Origin of the sequence: Thermus sp. NMX2.A1, from assembly GCF_000511705.1 — a bacterium.
GTDB lineage: Bacteria > Deinococcota > Deinococci > Deinococcales > Thermaceae > Thermus > Thermus scotoductus.
Genome location: NZ_ATNI01000096.1, coordinates 1 through 1,273, shown reverse-complemented (window position 1 = coordinate 1,273; position 1,273 = coordinate 1). Strand labels below are relative to the sequence as shown.

Here is a 1,273-nt window from a genome sequence, read left to right as displayed (position 1 = left end):
GACATTCCGCACCCCTCTCCCTTGGCCTTAGGATTTTGGGATGGAAACCACACCCAACCTACAGGTGTACGACCTGGGCCACCTGGGCCTGGTGGCCAGCATCGTGGATCAGATAGGACTGGTACAGACCGTAGACCAGTTCGTGGGCCCAAGGCCGGGCGAAAAGGTCTCCACTGGCATGGCCCTCAAGGCCGCCATACTGAACGCCCTGGGCTTCGTCACCTCTCCCCTCTACCTCTTCGGCCACTTCTTCCAGGGCAAGCCCACCGAGCTGCTCCTGGGGCCCGGCATCACCCCCGAACTTTTGAACGACGACCGCATGGGCCGGATGCTGGACAGCCTGTACGCGGCCGGGGTCACCGAGCTGTTCGTGGAGGTGGCTAAATCTGCCCGCAGAGCCTTTCCCTTTCCCGTGCGGGCTCTTCACGTGGACTCCACCAGCTTTCACGTCCACGGGGTGTACGGGAGCGGGGAAGAGGGCCAGACCGATACGGGGGACGAGCCCCTGGTCATCCGCCTCACCCACGGCTACAGCCGGGACCACCGCCCAGACCTCAAGCAGTGGGTGATGAACCTGATCTGCGCCGATACCGGGGGGATTCCCCTGCTCTTCGCTCCTGGGGATGGGAACCAGTCGGATCAGGAGGCCTTGGTTCCCCTGCTGGCGCGCTACCGCCAGAGCCTGGAACTGGGGGAGGTGGTGGTGCTGGACGGGGCCAGCTACAGCCAGGAGAACCTGGGGGCCCTGCGGGGGTTCTCCTGGGTCATGCGGGTGCCGGCCACCCTAAAGGAGGCCAAGGTCCTGCTACGCGAGGAGTTACCCCAGGAGGCCTGGAGGCCTCTGCTGCCGGGCTACCGGGGGCTGGAGGTGGAGAGCGAGTACGGGGGTGTGCGGCAGCGCTGGCTGTTGGTGGAGAGCCAGGAGCGGGCCAGGATGGAGGAAGCGAGCCTCCAGCAGCGGATAGCGCGGGCCGAAGGGGAGGCGCGGAAGGTCCTGGGCCGGCTGACGGCTCGGACCTTCGCCTGTGAGGCGGACGCCCGGCGGGCCCTGAGCGAGGCCAGCGGCCGACTTCCTTTGCACCGGCTGGTCTACCTGGGAGTGCAGGAGGAACGCCAATGGGAGCGGGTGGGCCGACCGCGCAAGGGGGAGCGACCCTTGGCGGTGGTCTACCGCCTGCGGGCCCGCCTGGAGGTGGATCAGGAGAAGCTGGAGCGGGCGAGGCGGGGCCTGGGGCGATTCCTCCTGGCCACGAACGTGCTGGACCGGGAGGGG

General features: G+C 67.6%; 1 protein-coding gene. It reads left to right on the top strand.

Annotated elements, in window-relative coordinates:
• Nucleotides 1–40: 40 nt before the first annotated feature.
• Nucleotides 41–1,273, top strand: a 1,233-nt coding sequence (locus TNMX_RS10880) for an IS1634 family transposase (protein ID WP_038032161.1), incomplete at its 3' end; no start/stop codon positions are given.